This is a genomic window from Corallococcus sp. Z5C101001 (assembly GCF_007352635.1).
Taxonomy (GTDB): domain Bacteria; phylum Myxococcota; class Myxococcia; order Myxococcales; family Myxococcaceae; genus Corallococcus; species Corallococcus silvisoli.
In genome coordinates, this window is the sequence record NZ_VKLU01000004.1 from 438,162 (window position 1) to 454,731 (window position 16,570).

Here is a 16,570-nt window from a genome sequence, read left to right on the forward strand (position 1 = left end):
ATGGAGCGCGCGGCCTACTGCGCGCCCATCATGAATTGATCCACCCCGACCTGGTTCTTGTCGGGCACGGCCTCCTTCGGCTCGGTGCCCTTCTTGAAGAACATCAGCTCCGCGCCCTTGGCGCCGGGGTTGGACACCTTGCCCGTCTTCTTGTCGATGTAGAGCCGCGCCAGCTGCATGGACTGCCAGGGGTAGAACTCCGGCTGCGGCCGGCCCTCCAGCGCGCGCTTCATGTAGTTGAGCCAGATGGGCAGCGCCGCGCGGCCACCGGTCTCGTAGCGGCCCAGCGGGTGCGGGTTCAGGTCGTAGCCCACCCACGCCACCGTCACCAGGTCCTTGGTGTAGCCGGCGAACCATGCGTCGAAGGAGTCGTTCGTCGTGCCCGTCTTGCCCGCCGCCGGCTTGCCCAGCTTCTGCGCCGGGCCACCGGTGCCCTGGAGCACCACGCCGCGCAAGAGGTGCGTGAGGATGTAGCCCGTCTCCGGGCTCATCACCTGCTCGCCCGGCTCGAAGAGGCGCGCGTAGCCCGCGGCCACGCGGTCCTGCAGCGGGGCCCACGCGTCGTCGAACGCGGTGTGGTCCTCCAGCGTGCGGCCGAAGCGGTCCTCCACCTTGCGGATGAAGTACGTGGGCTTCTTGCGGCCGTAGCGGTTGAAGGTCGCGTAGACGCTCGCCAGGTCGAACGGGTACACGCAGGACGAGCCCAGCGCCGCGGAGAAGTCCATGTTCATGGGCGTCGTCATGCCCAGCTTCTTCGCCCAGTCCGCCATGTTGTGGACGCCCACCGCGCCGAACGTCTTCACCGCGGGGATGTTCATGGAGTTCACCAGCGCGGTGCGCAGCAGCACGTCGCCCACGAACTCCTCGCTGTAGTTGGCCGGCTTCCACGACACCTTGTTGTCCGGGTCGTGCTCCACGATGGGCGAGTCCACGATGACGGTGGCCTCCGTCCAGTCCAGCTGCTCCAGCGCCGCCGAGTACACGAACGGCTTGAAGGAGCTGCCCGGCTGGCGGCACGCCTGGAAGGCGCGGTTGAACTCGTTGTCGTCGAAGTCGTAGCCGCCCACCATCGCCGTGAGGTACTGGCGGTGCGGATCAATGGAGACCAGCGCGCTCTGCGCCTCCGGGGTCTGCTCCAGCCGGAAGAGCTTCAGGCCCTCGTCGGGGATCTCCTCCGCCAGCTTCCGGTCCCACTGCTCCTTGTCATCCGTCAGCTCCTTCTTCGCGACGTGACGGAGCACCACCACGTCGCCCACCGCCAGGGCCTTCTTGACGGAGGTGATCATGCTCGCCGGGTAGTAGCCCTCCGGGTTCACCTTGCGCGCCCAGCGCATGCCCAGCAGCGGCAGCCGGCCCTGGTGCGGCCCCACCTGCACGTCCGCGCCCTTGCCGTCGTCGTCGATGCGGCTGACGACGCCCACGTAGAGGCGGTTCTCGACGAGCTGCTCCTTGCCCATCGCCTTCTTCGCCTTGTCGATGAAGGCCTTGCGCTCGCCGTCGGTGGCCAGCTGCAGCACCGGGCCGCGCCAGCCCTGGCGCTTGTCCACGGACATCAGGCCGTTCAGCACGGAGTCCTGCGCCGCGCGCTGCCGCTCGCTGTCCATGGTGGTGAAGACCTTGAGGCCCTCCTTCAGCAGCACGGGGTTGCCGTAGCGGTCCACCACGTCCTTGCGCACCTGCTCCACGAAGTACGGGGCGAACTCGTGGAAGACGTCCTCCACGGGGTACACCTTCACCGGCTCCGCGTCGGCCTGGTCGTGCTCCGCCTTGGAGATCATCCCTTCAATCAGCATGCGCCCCAGCACGTAGGAGCGGCGCTTCTTCGCGGCCTCCGGGCGCAGGAAGGGCGAGTAGCGGCTGGGCGCCTGGGGCAGGCCCGCGATGAGCGTCATCTCCCCCAGCGTCAGGTCGCGCACGTCCTTGCGGTAGTAGTTCTCCGCCGCGCTCTGCACGCCGTAGCTGTGGTGCCCGAGGAAGACGTTGTTCAAGTAGAGGTAGAGGATCTCCTCCTTGGTCAGCGCCTGCTCCAGGCGGAAGGCGAGGATGGCCTCGCGAATCTTGCGCTTGGGCGTCTTCGCGGTGGCCTCCTTGTAGCCCTCCGCGGAGATGAGGACCGCCTTCGCGGTCTGCTGCGTGAGCGTGGAGCCGCCCTGCACGCCGCCGCCCCGGAGCCCCAGCTTGGTCAGGACCGTCTTGGACACCGCGCGCGCGGTGCCCAGCACGTCCACGCCGAAGTGGTCGAAGAAGCTGGAGTCCTCGCTGGCGATGAACGCCTGCACCAGCCGCTTGGGGATGCGCTCGTAGGGCACCACCTTGCGCCGCTCGTTGTAGAACTCGCCCGCGAGCACGGCGTCGTCGGTGTAGACCTCCGTGACGATGGGCGGCCAGTACTCGTCCACCTTCGGGATGGCGGGCAGCCCCGCGGAGAAGATGTAGTAGGCGGCCACGATGGCGAGCGCCCCCGCGGTGGCGCCCATCAGGCCCAGCACGGCGACGAGCTTCATCAAGCGCACGAGGATGTTGCGCTTGGGCGGAACGCCGTCGAGCACCAGCTTCTTGCCGCTGCGGTCAGTCTTCGGGTCGGACATGCGTGTTCTGTCGAGTCCTGGGCTCAAGGCTTAGAGGAGCGCCGCCCGCTTCAGCACGTCCGTGAGTTCGGGAGGAAGCGGGGTCTCCACGACGACCTTCCTTCCATCTTCGGGGTGCGGAAATTCGATGCGCTCGGCGTGCAGGAACAGACGTTTGAGCCCCCAGCGCGCCCGCACGTCGCGGTTGAAGGCGAAGTCTCCGTACTTCTTGTCACCCGCCACCGGGTGGCCCACGGCGACCAGGTGCCTTCTTATCTGATGCGTGCGCCCGGTCTCGATGGTGCAGGAGAGGAGGGCTGCCTCGCTCGACTGGCGCACGACCTTCCAGCGGGTGACGGCCTCCTGCATGTTCACTCCCCGACGGGCCTTGGACTCGGCCGTCTGCTGGTGCTCGGCGAGCGGCAGGTCGATGACCCCTGAGTCCTTGGGCATCTTCCCCTTCACCAGGGTCAGGTAGCGCTTCTTCGGGTGGCCATTCGTGAAGATTTCCGTGAAATGGACCATCGCCGGGCGGCGCTTGGCCACCAGGATGACGCCGGAGGTCTCCCGGTCCAGGCGGTGGGCCGGGGAGGCGGTGAAGTCGTTCCGGGTGGCCTTGGGGCCCAGGTAGGCCCGCACGTAGTCCACCAGGGTGCCCCCGGTGATGCCGCTGCCGGTATGGACGGCCATGCCACTGGGCTTGTCCACGGCCATGAGCCAGTCGTCTTCCTTGAGGATGACCAGCCGTGAGGGGTCCACGGGCGGCGGCGGGGGGGGCGGACGGTCCGATTTCGGACGCTCCGCCAGGGTGAGCTGCTCTTCGGTGCCGCGGATGGTGAGCACGTCTCCTTCGGCGAGCAACTGCTCCGGCTGCGCGCGCTTGCCGTTGACCCGCACCTTCTTGGTGCGGATCATCTTGAAGAGGTGGCTGACGGGGACGTTGGGCATCCGCTTGCGCAGGTGCTTGTCCAGCCGCATCCCGACGGTGTCGGCTTCGATTCGGTACTCGATCATTTGTGCTGGCGCCTGGACCAGACCACACGAATAATTCGCGGTCCATGCCGAAAGCCCCAACTATCGAGAAGCTGCTCCAGAGCGGCTCCGCCGAGTGGAACCGCCTGCGCAAGTCCGGACAGGTGGCCAACGACCACACGGGAGCCACGTTCACGCAGCTGTTCTCCGCCAACGCCGACCTGTCCGGGCTCGGACTGGTGGGCTCCGAGTGGGAGCGCTGTGACCTGTCGAAGATGAACTTCCGGGACACGGACCTCTCCAACGCCTATTTCCACGGAGGCCGCCTGCAGGACTGCGACTTCCGCGGCGCCAACCTGGAAGGCTGTACCTTCGAGAAGCTGAAGCTCCTGAGATGTGACTTCACCGGCGCCAAGGGTCTGGAGGACCTGGAGCTGGACGACGTGGACATGGACCGGGTGACGGGCCTGGATGGGGAGGAAGCCCCCCCGCCCCCGCCCCCGCCGGTCCAGGGAATCACGGCCTTCACGCGCGAGCAGCGCGAGAAGATGCTCGGCCAGTCGCACGGCGGCGGTGGCGGCGCGATGGACGGCGCGGGCTCCGCGCACCCGGACGACCTGCCCCCGTTCCGGCCGCAGGATCCGCCGGGCTCGCTCTTCTTCCGGGCGCTCAAGCACGTGGGCGCTCCCCCGCTCTGGGTGCTGGACGTGCCGGGCCTGCGCCCGCTCCTGCCGCAGCGGCTGCCGCCGGGCAGCTCGCTGGAGACGCTCTACCGCGAGGCGGTGAAGACGCGGCTGGAGAACAAGAAGCCCGCGGCGGACCCCGGCGCGGTGGAGCGCGCGCAGAAGGCGCTGCGCATGGGCGGCAAGGAGGCCAACGTCGCGGCGGTGTACCTGCGCGAGGTGGGCGTGCTGCCCCTGTTCCGCTTCGCCGCGGCCAAGCAGCTCAAGGGCGAGCTGCGCGCCGAGGTGGAGGTGGACGACCTCACGGGCTCCATCGACCCGCGCACCACGGGGGCGCTGCTGGAGCTGCGCCTGACGCACGAGGTGGTGGAGCACCTGCACGAGGTCCGCCGCCGGCTGGCCGCCGCGCAGCTGTACACGTCGCTGCTGGAGGCGGGCTTCAACCCGGAGAACAACTGGGAAGAGGCGCTGGACTCGGCCGAGGCGTCCATGGAGCTGGCGCAGGCGGCCACGGGCGACGACCGGCAGACGCTGCTGGAGGGCTTCCAGGTGTTCGCGGCCCTGCCGGAGGAGGCGCGCCTGCGTCGCCTGGCGTACCTGGCGGAGTCGGTGTCCAACCTGGAGCTGCTCAGCCGGCTGCCGGAGGGCATGGAGCCGCCGTGGCTCGCGGGCCCGGAGGTGCGCGAGTGCCACGAGCGCGAGATGACCTACGTGCAGTCGCTCAAGGCGCAGGACATCCCGTCCAAGGTGGCGGCGCTGGCCAAGGCGGAGCTGGGCGTGCCCGAGGGCGAGGTGCCCGAGGACAGCGACGACGACCTGTTCGTGCACGTGCGGTGTGACGTGTGCGGCAAGGAGAAGCTCATCGTCCAGTCGCCGGACGCGTGACGCCGGCCCTTCCGCGCCGCGGAAGGTGATGCATGACGAAGGCCCGGTCGGAGCGCGAAGGCGCCTCCCGCCGGGCCTTCTGCTTGGGGCTCCATCCCGCCGTGCCCGGGACACCGGAATCCCGTCATCTCCCCTCCCCATGGGGAGGGGCGCCTCCCAGAAGGAAGCTGCCTATCTCTGCGCCCTGGGGCACGGCGGGCGTCGCGCGGGAGCTGACGGCTCCAGCGGAGACGTGGGCGAAGTCATGGAGCGTGGCGCGCACAGGCCGCAGCAGGGCGGAGGCCGGTGTCCGTGGGCGCCCTGCGTCCTGCTGCTGCTCACCCTGCCGTGGGGCGCCGCGCTCGCGCAGGCCCCGGCGTGGTCCCTGCCCGCCGCCCTCGCGCCGCTCGCGCAGGACGCCCCGCTGCCCGCGGACGCGCCCCAGCGGGAGGAGGAGCCCGAGGAGGAGCTCGACGAGGACACCCACCCCCGGCACCACCCCTGGCGCGCGCTGGCGGAGGTCACCGCCGTCAACCTGGCGCTGTGGACCTATGACCGGACGATTGGCGGCAAGGTCTGGGCGCGGGTGGACCTGCACACGTGGAAGAACAACCTGCGCACGGGCTTCGTCTGGGACGGGGACGGGTTCTCCGAGAACCAGTTCGCGCACCCGTACAACGGCAGCTTCTACTACGCGGCCGCCCGGGACAACGGCTTCTCCTACGCCGCCTCCGTGCCGTTCACGCTCCTGGGCAGCCTCCAGTGGGAGCTGTTTGGCGAGGTGTTCCCGCCGTCCATCAACGACCTCATCAACACCACCCTGGGCGGCTCGGCCATGGGCGAGGCCTTCTACCGGCTGTCCTCCATGGTGCTCGACACCGAGGCCACCGGGCGCAAGCGCTTCTTCCACGAGCTGGGCGCGGGGGCCCTCAGCCCCGTGCGCGGCGTCAACCGGCTGCTGCGCGGCGACGTGTCCCGCCACCACCCCACGCCCCGGGACTGGACCCCCACGTACTTCGCGAGCTGGGGCACGCTGGGCTACCTCCGGCTGGACGACGGCGGGTCCCTGGCCGGGGGCAAGAACCAGTACTTCGCCGAGTTCTCCCTGCGCTACGGGGACGCGTTCCGGGGGGCCTACCGCCGCCCGTTCGACGCCTTCGAGGCGCGCGCGCAGTTCACCACCCAGGAGCACAACCTGGTGAGCTACGCGCGGCTGCAGGGCCTGCTCACGGCGACGTCGCTGGCGCAGGGCGAGCGCGACGGGCTGCGCCTGGGCCTGTTCCAGCAGCTGTCGTACGTGGACACCTTCGCGTATGAGCTGGGAGGCCAGTCCGTCGCCGTGGGCCCGCTGTACCTGCACCAGCTCCCCGGGGACTCCACGCTGCGCTCGGCGCTGCTGCTGGACGGCCTCATCCTCATCGGCATCTCCTCCGAGCACAGCGGCACCGAGGGCCGCAACTACGACTACTGCTCCGGCGGCGGCTTCCAGTTCCAGGTCGCCTACGCGCGCGGCGCGTGGGACATCGTGTCGCTGGAGCTGGGGCTGTCACACCTCATCGTGGTGGACGGCTCCAGCGGTTCGCACCAGGTGCGCACCGCGCAGTTCCAGCTGGACCTGCCCATCCACCGCTGGCTGGGCCTGGGCGTGGAGGCCAACTACTTCCAGCGCCACAGCCGCTTCAGCGCCTTCCCGGATGTGACGAAGGACACGTACCAGCTGCGCTTCTTCATGTCCGTGCACTGAGGGCAGCGGCGGGGCTCAGCCCACCTGCTCGCGCGGCGCGGCGGGCAGCGAGTACGTCACCGGCGGCGGCAGCATCACCCGCACCGCGTCGCCGGCGCGGATGAGGCCCGGCCGCTCCACCCAGCCCACCAGGCCGCGCCTCCGCCACGCGGCCTTCACGAAGCGGCTCGCCAGCCCCTTCAGGTCCGGGTGGTGCGCCTCGATGACGCGGCCCGGGTGCACGCAGGGCTGGTTCTCCCCCTCCATCACCAGCGTCGCGTCCTCCGGGAAGAACAGCCGCGTCCCGGGCGGCAGGTGCGTCAGCTGGGGCACGCCGACCAGCTCCAGGTTCGCGCCCAGCCACGACGCCAGCACGTGCGGCACGCCCAGCGCGAGCGCGACCTCCGCCAGCTCCTCGCGCGACACGACCGACAGCTGCCGGGTGTTGCGGATGACGGTGCCCTTGGGGAACCACGGCACGCGCACGTCCGCCAGCCGCGTGAGGCCCGCGTGCCGGTCTCCGACGATGCCCTCGAAGGACACCTTCACCTCGGGGACCTCCCGGGTGACGAAGCGCTTCGGTTCAGCGTCCGTGCAGAGCAGCACGTTGGCGAGATGGCCGGTGAGCGAGGGAGCGGGGGCGGTCATGACAGGCGCTCCTTCCAACACGTCCCAGCGGCGAAATCAAAACAGGGCCATCTGCTGCGGCTTGCCCAGGGGGCGAGCGTCCGTGCCCGCGTCCCGCAGCGCCTGCGCCAGCTCCTCCGCGAAGCCGTGGCAGGTGATGACCTCCCGGGCCCCGGTGTCCTTCACGTAGCGCAGGAGCGACGGGAAGTCCGCGTGGTCCGACAGCGGGAAGGCCACGTCCGCGCCGTAGCGCCGCGCGCCGCCCGGGTCCAGGGCCCAGCCGGTGAGCACCGCCGTCGCCCGGGGCCAGTGCGGCGCCAGGGCCCCGCCGCGCGCCAGGTGCGGCGGGAAGAAGAGGACCTCGCCCGGCTCCACGCGGCCGTCATAGCGGCGCAGGTTCTCGATGGGGACGCCCAGCTGCGCGTACAGCTCCGCGACCTCGAAGATGGACGGGTGCGCGACCAGCTGGAAGCCCCGGCCCGCGAGCTGCTTCATGGCCTCCTGGCTCTTGCCCAGGGGATAGCCCAGGAGTACCGGCGTCACGCCCCGGTTCAGCTGCGCGCGCAGCCACGTCTCCACCTGCCCCAGCACCTCCGGGCGCGGCGGGAAGCGGTAGCGCGGATGACCGAAGGTGGACTCGATGACGAGCGTGTCGCAGGTCGCGACCTCCGTGGCCTCCGCGGTGAGCGACGGGGCGGTGTTCAGGTCCCCCGTGTAGACGATGCGCCGGCCATCCGCGCGGGTGACGCGGAGCTGCGCGCTGCCCAGGATGTGCCCCGCGGGCAGGAGCTCCAGCAGCAGCGGCCCCAGCTCGAACGGCCGCAGGAAGGGCACCGACAGCGGCGCCGACACCGGCCCCAGCCGGTGGGCCATGAAGCGCAGCGTGGCCGCGGTCGCGATGGTGCTCTCGTGCCGGGCGATGTGGTCCGAGTGCCCATGGCTGACGAAGGACAGCGGCGACTTGCGCTTCGCGTCCAGCGCCAGGGGCGTGCCCGTCAGGTGCAGCCCGTTTCGTCTCAGCTCCACGCTCATGGGATGGGGGCTGTCTATAGCGCGCCCCGGCCCTCCACGCCCCGGCCGCGAGGGCCTGGGGCCCCGCGCCGGATGCTCAGGCGGCGGGCGTGCGGACCCGCGACCGCCACCCGTCCCACACCACGGGCCCCAGCTCGGAGAACAGCACGCCCACGAGGATGAGCGCGCCCCCGCCCCACTCGCGCGCGCCCAGCACCTCGCGGCCCACCGCCACGGAGTAGACGGAGGCGAACACCGGCTCCAGCGCGAAGATGAGCGCCGCGCGCACCGCCGTGGTGCGCGCCTGGCCCCACGTCTGGATGCCAATGGCGAGCGCGCTCGCGAACACGCCGCACACCAGCACCGCGCCCCAGAGCGGCGGCGTCCACTCCAGCTTGCGCTCCACGAACGGCAGGCACAGCGCGGACAGCAGCGCCACCCCGGCCAGCTGCACCGCCACCAGCCCCCGGACGCCGTCGCGCGAAGCGAAGCGCTCCGTGAGCAGGATGTGCCCCGCGTACGTCACCGCGCACCCGACGGACAGCCAGTCGCCCAGCGACAGGCCGCCCACGGCCCCGGGCCTCGCCAATGCCTCCGTGGGCCGCGTCAGCGCGTACAGGCCCACCGCCGCCAGCACCACCCCCACCGTGGTGCCCCACCGCGGCAGGCGCCGCAGGAGCACCACCGACAGCAGCGGGACGAAGAGGACGTTGAGCCCGGTGAGGAACGCCGCGCGCGACGGCGTGGTGTCCGTGAGCCCCACCGTCTGGAGCGCGAAACACAGGAACAGCATCACCGCCAGCAGCAGGCCCTTCTTCAGCGTGCCGGGCTCGAACATCCGCCGGCCGGCGAGCGGGGCCAGCACCGCCGTGCCCACCGCGAAGCGCAGGGTGAGGAAGGTGAAGGGATCCGCGAAGGAGAGCGCGTCCTTCACCACCACGAACGTCGCGCCCCAGAACACGCAGAGGAGCACCAACGCCCCGTCCGCCTGCCATCGCGCCCCCTCGCTTCCCTGCTTCACCGCTGGACCTCCCATTTCATTTCAAGGGCTGAAGAACACCGCCACGTCCGGGAGGGCGGGGACGCCCGGCGGCATCACGCCCTCCAGCCCGTGGAACCCGCCCGTCCAGCGCGGTGAGCGTCGCGCGGCCCGCGCGGATGGCGCTGCCCACGGCTGGACACCCGCGTCCGGCGCCGTGGGGCTTTTGGCTCAGCAGGCCGAGGAGCGCAACCCCCGCGGGGCCTCACCCCTGGAGCGCGCGCACCAGCACGACCAGCCGCTTGCTCCCGCCCGCCGCGTCCCACTGCCGGTTGGTCGCGGTGGTGAGCGTGTCCGGCGCGGGACGAAAGTCGAGGCCCGAGAAGGTCCGGAGGGAGGCCGTGTTGTCCTCGTCGATGTCGGCGTGGAGGCGGTCCGCCCCCTGCCGCTTCATCTCGTCCACCAGGCAGCGCACCAGCCCACTGGCCACCCCCATGCGGCGCACCCGGGGGGCCACCACCAGCGAGCGCACCCAGAAGCCGTCCAGGACCAGCCCCTCCTGGTGGTAGTCGTCCGCCCAGGCGAAGCCGTACAGGCGCCCCTGGGCGTCGAAGGCCCCCGCCGCCGCCCCCACCCGCCGCTCCGGGGGCAGGCCCCACCGGTCTCGCAGCTGGCGGCGCAGGAAGGTGCCGGACACCACCAGCCGCTCCGTGGCGAAGGCGAGCAGCGCGTCCAGGTCATCCGGGCGCACCAGGCGGATCTCCATGGGGCCCACGAAGTGGCGGCGCAGCGGCTTCGTCCAGCCGGAGAACAGGTCTCGCAGGTGGCGGAACACCGCGCGGGACTCGGGCTTCGTCCACACGCCGGACAGGGCCCGCTGGGTCAGGAACAGGGCCGGCCGGGTGGGCCGGGGCAGCCGCACCACCCAGCGCCCTCGCTTCAGCGCGATGATGCGCCCCACCAGCTCTCCTCCCGCCACGTCGCTGCCCCCCAGGAGCGCCTCCGTCACCCAGGGGTGCGTGGACAGCACCACCTGCGCGGCCAGCCGGGGCCCGTGCCGCATCAACGCCACGTCCCCGCGCGCCAGCCGCTCCGGCCCGCAGCGCAGCAGCCGCACCGCGTCCCCGCTGCGCAGGAGGGGATAGAGACACCGCCCCATGCCGCGCACCCACAGCCGGTGGCCGAAGGGCAGCGCCGCAAGCAGGTCCGCGAGCTCGGCCGTCGAGACGCCACCAGAGGGCATGACAGACACTCTGTCATGAAGGCGCCCCCGCGACAGTCCCGCGGTGCATCCCCGCTCCCGCTTCGTCCGGAACCGGCTATGACACGGCCCGACGCCAAGGCCAGGAGGGCCCATGCCGCCGACGATGCCCGAGGGTGAGTACGCCCCCGCACCCCGCCAGGGATGGTGGAACCGCAACTGGAAGTGGGCGGTGCCCGTGGGGTGCCTCGCGCTCCTGGGCTCGTGCTTCTGCTTCGCCGCCATCGCCGTGGGCTGGGGCTACACGTCCTTCAAGGACATGGGCGCGTACACGGACGCCGTCGCCCAGGCCCAGGAGGATCCGCACGTGCAGCAGGCGCTGGGCGGCACCTTCAAGTCGGGCTTCCCCAGTGACACCCGGGTGAGCACCTCCAACGGGCACACCCACGCGGAGTTCACCGTCCCCCTGGATGGCCCCAAGGCGGACGGCACCCTGCACGCCGTGGCCGACAAGGACGGCGGGGACTGGACCTTCCGCACCCTCTACGTCCAGCTCCAGGATGGCAGCCGCATCGACCTGCTCGACACGGGCGAGGCGCCGCCCGCCGTGCCGGAGACACCCCACGAGCTGGAGCCCGACGACCAGGCGCCGGACGAGGGCGAGCCCCAGGCCCCCGAAGCCGCGCCGCCGCCCGCGCGCAAGAAGCCCGGGCACGACAACGACATCGACCTGTAGGCGCCGGACATGACGAAGGGCGCGCCCCGGGGATGGACTCCCGGCGACGCGCCCCGCGTGTGTCACGACCCTGCCCGGAGGCAGCGGCCTACTTCAGCTTCTGGATGCCCTCGCGCAGCGCGGGCAGGACCTTGAAGAGGTCGTCCACGAGGCCGTAGTCGGCCACCTGGAAGATGGGCGCCTCCGGATCCTTGTTGATGGCGACGATGGTCTTCGAGGACTTCATGCCCGCCAGGTGCTGGATGGCGCCGCTGATGCCCGCGGCGATGTACAGCTGCGGCGCGACGACCTTGCCCGTCTGGCCGACCTGGTAGTCGTTGGGCACCCAACCCGCGTCGCACACCGCGCGGGACGCGCCCACCGCGGCGCCCAGCAGGTCCGCCAGCGCCTCGACCTCCTTGAAGTCACCCTTGGTGCCGCGACCGCCGGACACCACCACGCGGGCCTCGGTCAGCTCCGGACGCGCGCTCTTCACCTCGTTGAAGCTGACGAACTTCGTCTTGGAGGCCTCCAGCTTCGGCTGGAAGGACTTCACCTCCGCGGCGGCGCCACCGGCGGCGGCCGGGGTGAACTCCGTGGCGCGGATGCTGACGACCTGCACCGGCGTGGTCAGCTTCACCTCGGCGAACACGTTGCCGGCCCACATGGGGCGCGTGAAGGTGATGTCCGCGCCAGCGCCGTTGATGGCGGTGATGTCGGTGGCCATGGCGGCCTTCAGCCGGGCGGCGACGCGCGGCAGCAGGTCCTTGCCCTGCGCCGTGGAGGCCGCGCCCACGAAGGAGGCGTTCAGCTCCTGCGCGAGCCCCGCGACGACGGGGGCCTGGACCTCCGCCAGGTAGTGCTCGAACTCCGGCGCGGCGGCGGTGTGGATGACCTTGGCGCCGGTGCCCGCCAGCTCCCCGGCGAGCTTCGACGGGTCCTTGGACAGGAGGACGAGGTGCAGCTCCGCGCCGGCCTTGTCCGCCAGCTGCTTGCCCGCGGCGATGGCGTTGAGGGAGGCCTTGCGCAGGTTTCCGTCCGGCTGCTGCTCGGCGACGATGAGGACGATGGACATGGGTCTGTCTCCGGAATCTTTGTGAGAGATGGTTGGGAGCGCGGTCAGACGACCTTCGCCTCGTTGTGCAGCTTCTCCACCAGGGTGGCCACGTCCGGGACCTTGATGCCCGCCTTGCGCGCCGGAGGCGACGCCAGCTTCAGCACCTGGATCTTCGGGGCCACGTCCACGCCCAGGCCCGCCGGGGTCAGCTCCTCGATGGGCTTGCTCTTCGCCTTCATGATGCCCGGGAGGCTGGCGTAGCGCGGCTGGTTCAGGCGCAGGTCCGTGGTGACGACCGCGGGCAGCTGGACCTCCAGGGTGGCGAGCCCGTTGTCCACTTCACGCACCACCTGCACGCTCTTCTTGTCCGCGGACAGCACCACCGCCGGGACCTTGCCCTTCTCCTGCTCGCTCTCCAGCGACTCCACCTTGGAGGCGAACGTGGCCTGGCCCCAGCCCAGGAACTCCGCCAGGTACTGCCCCACCTGGTTCTGGTCGTCGTCGATGGACTGCTTGCCCAAGAGGACGATGTCCGGCTTCTCCTTCTCCGCGACCTTCTGGAGCAGGCCCGCGATGCCCAGCTGATCCAACGGGCCCGTGTGGTTCACCCAGATGGCGCGGTTGGCGCCCATGGCCAGCGCGTGGCGCAGCTGCTCCTGCACCTCCTTGCCGCCGATGGAGACCACCACCACCTCGCCGGTGTGCTTCGCCGCGAGGCGCAGGCCTTCCTCCACGCCGATTTCATCGAAGGGGTTGATCTTGTACTTCAACCCCTCCTTCACGATGTCCGAGCCGTCCGGCTTCACCTTGATCTTCGACTCGGGATCTTCCACGCGCTTGGCGGTGACGAGAATCTTCACGGCGGGCTTCTCCTCTGTGGGGAGTGCTTGAAAAGTGGATGGGCTTCGAGCGGCACCGGGCGCGACGCGTGCTTGACGCGTCGCGCATCAGGGCCGGAGTAATAGACATCCGCGCACGGCGGCGGCAACGGGAAAGCCCCGCCGGGCACAGTTTTGCTTTTCTACCTGAACAGTTCCTTCGCGATGACCAGACGCTGCACCTGGCTCGTGCCCTCGTAGACCTGGATGAGCTTGGCGTCGCGCATCAGCTTCTCCACCGGGTATTCCTTCATGTACCCGTAGCCGCCGTAGACCTGCACCGCGTCGGTGGCGACCTTCATGGCCATGTCCGCGGCGAAGCACTTCGCGTAGCTGGACTGGAGGGTGTTGCGCTGTCCTTCATCCAGCACGTGCGCGCTCTCGTAGGTGAGCAGGCGCGCGGCGTGGGTGTTCATGGCCATGTCCGCCAGCATGAACTGGATGCCCTGGTGCTCGCGGATGGGCTTGCCCATGGTGTGGCGCTGGCTGGAGTACTCCAGCGAGTGCTCCAGCGCCGCGCGGGCGATGCCCACGGAGATGCTGGCGGTGAGCGGGCGGCTGTTGTCCAGCGTGGCCATGGCGACCTTGAAGCCCTCGCCCTCCTCGCCGATGCGGTTGGCCACCGGGACACGCACCTCGTCGAAGGTGACGGTGGTGGTGTTGCTCGCGCGCTGGCCCATCTTGTTCTCGTGCTTGCCGGTGGTCAGCCCCTGGGGCCGCCCCTCCACGACGAAGCACGTGATGCCCTTGTGCTTCTTGCCCTTGTCCAGCGTGGCGAACACGGTGAACTGATCCGCGTAGCCGCCGTTGGTGATGAAGCACTTGCTGCCGTTGAGGACGTACTCGTCCCCCTCGCGGCGCGCGGTGGTGCTCATGGCCGCCACGTCGGAGCCCGCGCTGGGCTCCGTCAGACAGAAGCAGCTCAGCTTGAACTTCTCACCAAAGGGGGCGAGCAGGCGCTTCTTCTGCTCATCCGTGCCGTGCAGGATGATGGGCAGGTTGGCCAGGTCGTTGGCGATGATGGACGTCGCCACGCCCGCGCAGCCCCACGCCAGCTCCTCGCAGACGATGACCTGCTCCAGGTGCGACAGGCCCACGCCGCCGTACTCGGACGGGATGGCCATGTTGAGCAGGCCCAGCTCGAACGCCGCGGAGATGAGGTCTCGGGGGAACTCCGACGTCTCGTCGTAGTGGGGGGCCTTGGGGCGCACCACGTCACGGGCGTACTTGCGCGCGGCATCCTGCAACGCGCGCTGGGACTCGCTGAGCTGGAAATCCATGGAACGGCTCCGGGAGGGTTGATTCAAATATCAATCCGCTTCCCTGCCATACCGCTCCCGCCGCCGGACCGCCAGCCCCCGTGTGACTCCCCCCGTCGTTCCAGGAACACCGGAACGGCCCGGGGGGAGGGGTCACGGACCCATGGGGCTACGGCTTCGCCTGCTTGGGGACCTTCTCCCAGTCCGCGAGGAACTTCTTGATGCCGCTGTCGGTGAGCGGGTGGTTGGCCAACTGGGTGATGACGCTGTAGGGCAGCGTGGCCACGTCCGCGCCCAGGCGCGCGGACTGGAGGACGTGCACGGGGTTGCGCACGCTGGCCACCAGCACCTGCGTGGTGAAGTCGTAGTTCTGGTAGATCTCCAGGATGTGGGCGATGAGCTCCATGCCGTCCTGGGAGATGTCATCCAGCCGGCCCACGAAGGGCGACACGTACGTGGCGCCGGCCTTGGCGCACAGCAGGGCCTGGTTGGCGGAGAAGCAGAGCGTGACGTTGGTGCGGATGCCCTCGGCGGTGAGCGCCTTGACGGCCTTCATGCCCTCCACGCCCATGGGAATCTTGACCACGACGTTGTCGTGGATCTTCGCCAGGCCCTGGCCCTCCTTGATGAGGTCCGGGGCGTCCAGCGAGACGCACTCGGCGCTGATGGGGCCGTCCACGATGGAGCAGATCTCGCGGATGGTCTCCTCCAGCCCGCGGCCGACCTTGGCCAGCAGCGACGGGTTGGTGGTGACGCCGTCCACGCAGCCCATCGCATGGGCCTTGCGGATTTCCTCGACGTCCGCGCTGTCGATGAAGAACTTCATCTCGTCCCCTTGGTTCGGGTGGTGAAAAAGGTTTCCCCGGCCACGGGCGGCCGGGCGGGCAGGCCGTAGCCCAGGCCCCCCCATGCGTCAAGGATGGCCGCCCACGCGGAGGCTGGAGTAGAGGTAGCGCCCATCCATGGCCCGCGCCCCCCGCTCCACCGCCAAGAAGCCCCGCCTGCGCGCCCTCCCCGGCCGCGCGTCCCCCGCCTCCGCCCGGCCCCAGGCCCGGGACGCCGACGCGGAGGCCTCGCTCGCGTACGCGCGGGGCGTGCTGGAGGCGGAGGCGCGCGCCATCCTGGGCACCACGGAGCGGCTGGGGGACGCCTTCCTGCACGCGCTGAGGCTGGTGCGGGAGTGCGCGGGGCAGGTGGTGGTGACGGGCATGGGGAAGGCGGGCCACATCGGCCAGAAGCTGTCCTCCACGCTGGCGTCCACCGGGGTGCGCTCCGTGTTCCTCCACCCCGCGGAGGCGGTGCACGGGGACCTGGGCCGCGTGGCCCCGGGCGACGTCATCCTCGCGCTGTCCAACAGCGGGAGCACGGAGGAGCTGCTGCGCCTGCTGCCCCTGTTCAAGCGCATGGGCACGCCGGTGGTGGCGCTCACCGGGGACGCGGACAGCCCGCTCGCGAAGGGCGCGGAGGTGGTGCTGGACATCGGCCGCATCGAGGAGGCGTGCCCCATGGGGCTCGTGCCCACCGCGTCCACCGCCGCGCTGCACGCGATGGGCGACGCGCTGGCGATGACGCTGTTGCGCTCGCGGCCCTTCGGGCGGGACGACTACGCGCTCCTGCACCCGGGCGGGAAGCTGGGGCGCTCCGTGCTGCGCGTCTTCGAGCTGATGCGCACGGGGCCCGCGAACCCGCTGGTGCTGGACACCGCGCGGCTGTCCCAGGCGGTGGTGGTGATGACCAACACGCCGGGCCGTCCGGGCGCCGCGTGCGTGGTGGACCGCGACGGGAAGCTGGAGGGCATCTTCACGGACGGCGACCTGCGCCGGCTGGTGGAGCGGGGCCACACGGACTTCGAGGTGCCGGTGCGGCAGGTGATGGGCAAGCGCCCGCGCTGCATCACCCCGGAGACGCTGGTGCTCACCGCCGCCGCGCAGATGCGCGAGCTGCGGGTGGACCAGCTCCCCGTGGTGGACGTCGAGGGCCGAGCCGTGGGCCTGCTCGACGTCCAGGACCTGCTGGCCGCGAAGTTCTTCTAGC

Annotated in this window: 14 protein-coding genes; 4 read left to right on the forward strand and 10 right to left on the reverse strand. The window is 70.6% G+C overall.

The window, feature by feature from the left end; all coding sequences use genetic code 11:
• Window positions 1-14: 14 nt before the first annotated feature.
• Together FOF48_RS10300 and FOF48_RS10305 are read right to left on the reverse strand one after the other, a co-directional pair.
• Window positions 15-2,588, reverse strand: coding sequence for a penicillin-binding protein 1A (locus FOF48_RS10300; RefSeq protein ID WP_143900418.1), 2,574 nt, complete (start codon window positions 2,586-2,588; stop codon window positions 15-17).
• A gap of 30 nt (window positions 2,589-2,618) precedes the next feature.
• On the reverse strand, window positions 2,619-3,581 hold the full coding sequence (locus FOF48_RS10305; RefSeq protein ID WP_143900420.1) for an RluA family pseudouridine synthase: 963 nt from the start codon (window positions 3,579-3,581) through the stop codon (window positions 2,619-2,621).
• Between the two features lie 44 nt (window positions 3,582-3,625).
• On the opposite strand from FOF48_RS10305, the gene FOF48_RS10310 reads away from it, so the two are divergent.
• Both FOF48_RS10310 and FOF48_RS10315 read left to right on the forward strand, forming a co-directional pair.
• Window positions 3,626-5,107 carry a pentapeptide repeat-containing protein gene (locus FOF48_RS10310; RefSeq protein ID WP_186001851.1) on the forward strand — a complete coding sequence of 494 codons (1,482 nt, stop codon included), beginning with the start codon at window positions 3,626-3,628 and terminating at the stop codon, window positions 5,105-5,107.
• A 232-nt stretch (window positions 5,108-5,339) separates the two neighbouring features.
• Window positions 5,340-6,830 (forward strand): DUF3943 domain-containing protein, encoded by a 1,491-nt coding sequence (locus FOF48_RS10315; RefSeq protein ID WP_255442035.1) that lies wholly within the window; start codon window positions 5,340-5,342, stop codon window positions 6,828-6,830.
• Between the two features lie 15 nt (window positions 6,831-6,845).
• On the opposite strand, the gene FOF48_RS10320 is transcribed toward FOF48_RS10315, so the two are convergent.
• The 4 genes from FOF48_RS10320 to FOF48_RS10335 all read right to left on the reverse strand — a co-directional run bounded on the left by FOF48_RS10320 (window position 6,846) and on the right by FOF48_RS10335 (window position 10,669).
• Window positions 6,846-7,457, reverse strand: a complete 612-nt coding sequence (locus FOF48_RS10320; RefSeq protein ID WP_143900426.1) for an MOSC domain-containing protein — start codon at window positions 7,455-7,457, stop codon at window positions 6,846-6,848.
• A 36-nt stretch (window positions 7,458-7,493) separates the two neighbouring features.
• Complete coding sequence (locus tag FOF48_RS10325; RefSeq protein ID WP_143900428.1) at window positions 7,494-8,468, reverse strand: MBL fold metallo-hydrolase; 975 nt, start codon at window positions 8,466-8,468, stop codon at window positions 7,494-7,496.
• 76 nt (window positions 8,469-8,544) lie between these two features.
• Window positions 8,545-9,468, reverse strand: coding sequence for a DMT family transporter (locus FOF48_RS10330; protein ID WP_370456560.1), 924 nt, complete (start codon window positions 9,466-9,468; stop codon window positions 8,545-8,547).
• Between the two features lie 223 nt (window positions 9,469-9,691).
• Window positions 9,692-10,669, reverse strand: a complete 978-nt coding sequence (locus tag FOF48_RS10335; RefSeq protein WP_186001852.1) for a GNAT family N-acetyltransferase — start codon at window positions 10,667-10,669, stop codon at window positions 9,692-9,694.
• A gap of 112 nt (window positions 10,670-10,781) precedes the next feature.
• On the opposite strand from FOF48_RS10335, the gene FOF48_RS10340 reads away from it, so the two are divergent.
• On the forward strand, window positions 10,782-11,363 hold the full coding sequence (locus tag FOF48_RS10340; protein WP_143900432.1) for a cytochrome c oxidase assembly factor Coa1 family protein: 582 nt from the start codon (window positions 10,782-10,784) through the stop codon (window positions 11,361-11,363).
• A gap of 88 nt (window positions 11,364-11,451) precedes the next feature.
• Here the strand turns inward: FOF48_RS10340 and FOF48_RS10345 are convergent, their stop codons facing one another.
• The 4 genes from FOF48_RS10345 to fsa form a co-directional block, all read right to left on the reverse strand.
• Window positions 11,452-12,417, reverse strand: coding sequence for an electron transfer flavoprotein subunit alpha/FixB family protein (locus FOF48_RS10345; RefSeq protein ID WP_143900434.1), 966 nt, complete (start codon window positions 12,415-12,417; stop codon window positions 11,452-11,454).
• Window positions 12,418-12,461: 44 nt separating this feature from the next.
• Entirely contained in the window at window positions 12,462-13,259 is a 798-nt protein-coding gene (locus FOF48_RS10350) for an electron transfer flavoprotein subunit beta/FixA family protein (protein WP_143900436.1), read from the reverse strand.
• 161 nt (window positions 13,260-13,420) lie between these two features.
• Entirely contained in the window at window positions 13,421-14,557 is a 1,137-nt protein-coding gene (locus FOF48_RS10355; protein ID WP_143900438.1) for an acyl-CoA dehydrogenase family protein, read from the reverse strand.
• 148 nt (window positions 14,558-14,705) lie between these two features.
• Entirely contained in the window at window positions 14,706-15,362 is a 657-nt protein-coding gene (gene fsa, locus FOF48_RS10360) for a fructose-6-phosphate aldolase (protein ID WP_143900440.1), read from the reverse strand.
• Window positions 15,363-15,498: 136 nt separating this feature from the next.
• Here fsa and FOF48_RS10365 point away from each other — a divergent pair, with 136 nt between their 5' ends.
• Window positions 15,499-16,569 (forward strand): SIS domain-containing protein, encoded by a 1,071-nt coding sequence (locus FOF48_RS10365; protein ID WP_143900442.1) that lies wholly within the window; start codon window positions 15,499-15,501, stop codon window positions 16,567-16,569.
• Window position 16,570 lies beyond the last annotated feature (1 nt).